The following is a 3,432-nucleotide window of genomic DNA, read 5'->3' on the forward strand; positions in this document are numbered from 1 at the left end:
TGCGGGAGTGGCTCAGTTGGTAGAGCGACACCTTGCCAAGGTGTAGGTCGCGGGTTCGAATCCCGTCTCCCGCTCCAATGTGCCGGCGCAAAAGCGCCGGTTTTTCGTTTCTCTGCCCGGACAGCATCGCAGTTGACAAACCCGTGATTTGCGTTGATCATAATCAACGGCAACATCAGCAAAGAAGGTTGCCCGGCACAACGATATTGGCAACCTGCCCGATGTAAACGTCTATGACTCTCCTGAACGCGAATAACCTCAGTAAATATTATGGCGCTGAGCTTATTTTTCACGAGGTAAGCTTCCAGATTGCGCGCGGTGAAAAGGTTGCGATTGTCGGGATGAACGGAGCCGGTAAAAGTACCTTGTTACGGATCATTGCCGGGCACGAGACACCTGATAGTGGCAGCTTGAGCCTGGCCCGTGGCACGCGCGTGGCTTATCTGGCCCAAGAAACCCGCTTTCGTGACGAAGATACCCTCTGGCAAGCCATGGAAGCCGCCTTAGCCGAGATTCAACAGTGGCGGCGCGAATTGGCAGCGCTTGAAGCGCGGTTGGCCGATACCAACGCACCCGACTGGGAAGCGGTGATGGAACGCTACGGTGAACTGAGTACCCGTTTTGAACACGCCGGTGGTTATGAGATCGAGCAGCGCATCGAGCGCGCGTTGCACGGTCTCGGCTTTCAACCCGATCAGTTTCACCGGCAGATGGGTCAGTTTTCCGGTGGCCAAAAGACGCGGGCCGCGTTGGCAGCCGCTCTGCTCAGTGACCCTGACTTGTTGCTGCTCGACGAACCGACCAACCATCTCGATATGCAAGCGCTCGAATGGTTGGAACAGTTTTTGCGCGCGTGGGATGGGACGCTGATTGTAGTCTCGCACGACCGCTACTTTCTTGAGCGGGTCACCAAACGAACCCTCGAACTGAGCTTCAATCGTCTCGAAGATTATCCGGGCAGTTATGAAAAGTATCTGGCGCTGAAGGCCGAGCGTATGGAGCGCCGGCTGAAAGAGTATAAAGCGCAACAGGAATTCATTGAACGCACCGAAGAATTCATCCGGCGGTATAAGGCCGGTCAACGGGCGCGCGAGGCCAAAGGGCGCGAAAAACGGTTAGAACGGCTCAAGCGGGAACAGATGATTGAGCGACCGAAAGAGGCGGCTAAACTACAAGTGGCGCTCGATAGTCAGCTCCGCTCCGGTGAACTCGTCTTACGCCTTGATGGGGTGATCGTAGGGTACCAGGTGCCCCACGGAAGAAGCAACGCACTATTGCGGGCCGATGATCTGACGATCCGGCGCGGTGAGCGGGTTGGTTTGCTGGGGCCAAACGGCGCCGGAAAGACAACCTTACTGCGCACGCTTATCGGCCAATTAACACCATTGCAAGGCACCGTTCGCTTTGGTCACGAGGTGCGCGTCGGTTACTACGCGCAAGGCCATGATGTGTTGCAATGGGACAACACGGTTCTCGCGGAAGTGTTGCGCGTCGCACCGAGTCTCGGCGAGGGTGCAGCACGAAACCTGCTGGCCCGCTTTCTCTTCACCGGCGACGATGTGTTTAAGCGAATTGCCGATCTAAGTGGTGGTGAACGGTCACGAGTAGCGCTGGCCCAACTGACACTGCTACCCGGCAATATGCTGCTCCTCGATGAACCGACGAACCATCTTGACATTGACGCTCGCGAAGCCCTAGAGGCGGTTTTGAAAGAGTATACGGGTACGATCCTGTTCGTTTCCCACGACCGATACTTTATCGACGCGCTGGCCGACAAGCTCTGGATTATCGAGCAGGGGCGTATCCGCCAGTTTGTGGGCAATTACAGCGATTATATGGCTAGCCAGCAGGCCGTAGAACCAGAACCAGCCACCAAGCCGGTTGCAGCCAAAGTGACACCGGCCAAACCACCACGTCCCGACCAAGCCGAACGAGCGAAGCAGCGCCGATTGGCCGCCTTAGAAGCGGAAGTCACCGCCCTTGAGCAAGACCTAGCCCGGCTGAGCAGTGAGCTTGATGCAGCCAGCCAAGCGCGTGATATTGCCCGTCTGACGGCACTTGGCGCACAATACGCTGAACTCGAACGACTGTTAGCCGACAAATACGCGCAGTGGGAACAACTAGCGGCGTAACGGGAACGATGATCTACCTCGATTACGCACCGATTTACCATGCTGCCGGGCAAGCAGCGTTCGGCACTGCACTGGCCCACATTATTCTCGCCCACCAGCCAACGACGCCACGGCGTGTCCTCGATCTGGCCTGTGGTACCGGCGCCGCGGCTCTTGTCTTTGCCGCTGCCGGTGCGACGGTTGTTGGAGTTGATGCCTCGGCAGCTATGTTGGCAATCGCCCGTGATCAAGCGCACCAACGTGGGCTTACCGTCGAATGGATCGAGGCCGACATCCGTGCCTTACCCGATGACCCACGCCTACAACCGGGCAGTTTTGACCTCTGTACCTGTCTCTTCGATAGCCTCAACCATCTCACCGAAGATGGCGATCTCGCCAACGTCTGCCGGTTGGTGGGCAAATTGCTGCGCCCCGGCGGGCAGTTTATCTTCGACCTTAACACACTCGCCGGCTTCAAAACTTGGCACGAGTACGATCAGGTCATTTTCGATAGCCCTCACTTGCTGGTGGTCAACCGTCTTCATTTCGACCACTATCAGCAACGGGCGTATGGTCGTTTCGTCTGGTTCCGACGCGAGGGGGAACGCTGGTGGCGTGGTGAAGAAACCCACTGCGAGCGTGCGTGGAGTGATGATGAGATCGTGGCAGCGTTGACTGCCGGTGAGATGCAACTGAAAGCCTGCCGCACACCACAATGGACGCCGGCAACTACCGATGCACCGCGCGTAGTGTATGTGGCCGAGCGATGATCATTCCTGCGCACACAACATTCCCAACCACGGCGTTATCATCATTGTCCACAATCCACATGATTCCAGGCACGTGATTGGGCATCATCACGAACTTTTCCTCGGACAGCCGCACATACGGAAGGATGTACGTTGGGTTGTGAATCATTACGATAGGATTTCTCGGGCGCTGGCGTGCCCTCGAAATGACAGCAAGGGGTTAGGGTGAGCTTAGTACCATCATTGCTCGCTACGCTCGCAATCTTCAAGATTGCTCGGGCGCTGGCGCGTCCTCGAAAGAACACAAACCCTGCACTAATGCGCCCGCGAAAGGACACAAACCCTGCGCTGGCGCGCCTGCGAAAGGACAATGGAGGTGCGTGACGGTCAGTGCGCGCAGTACCATCTGTCATTGCGAGCGTAGCGAGCAATCTTCAGATTTCTCGGGCGCTGGCGCGCCCTCGAAATGACACAAACCTTGCGCTGATGCGCCTGCGAAAGAACACAAACCCTGCACTAATGCGCCCGCGAAAGGACACAAACCCTGCGCTGGCGCGCCTGCGAAAGGACAA

General features: G+C 57.2%; 2 protein-coding genes and 1 tRNA gene. All 3 read left to right on the forward strand.

The features are described from left to right. The first annotated feature begins 1 nt into the window (after nucleotide 1). The 3 genes from ACP5OT_RS17645 to ACP5OT_RS17655 all read left to right on the forward strand — a co-directional run bounded on the left by ACP5OT_RS17645 (nucleotide 2) and on the right by ACP5OT_RS17655 (nucleotide 2,881). Nucleotides 2–77, forward strand: a tRNA-Gly gene (locus ACP5OT_RS17645). A gap of 156 nt (nucleotides 78–233) precedes the next feature. Then, nucleotides 234–2,132, forward strand: a complete 1,899-nt coding sequence (gene abc-f / locus ACP5OT_RS17650) for a ribosomal protection-like ABC-F family protein (protein WP_424677519.1) — start codon at nucleotides 234–236, stop codon at nucleotides 2,130–2,132. Nucleotides 2,133–2,140: 8 nt separating this feature from the next. Then, the gene (locus tag ACP5OT_RS17655) at nucleotides 2,141–2,881 is read left to right on the forward strand and encodes a class I SAM-dependent DNA methyltransferase (RefSeq protein WP_424677518.1); all 741 of its coding nucleotides are present in this window, start codon (nucleotides 2,141–2,143) and stop codon (nucleotides 2,879–2,881) included. Nucleotides 2,882–3,432: the final 551 nt, after the last annotated feature.

The sequence above is a fragment of the Chloroflexus sp. genome, assembly GCF_049970315.1.
Lineage (GTDB): Bacteria > Chloroflexota > Chloroflexia > Chloroflexales > Chloroflexaceae > Chloroflexus.

Excerpts from the sequence above, each read along its gene's own strand:
- abc-f (WP_424677519.1), top strand. The coding sequence starts at position 234 with ATGACTCTCCTGAACGCGAATAACCTCAGTAAATATTATGGCGCTGAG.
- ACP5OT_RS17655 (WP_424677518.1), top strand. The coding sequence starts at position 2,141 with ATGATCTACCTCGATTACGCACCGATTTACCATGCTGCCGGGCAAGCA.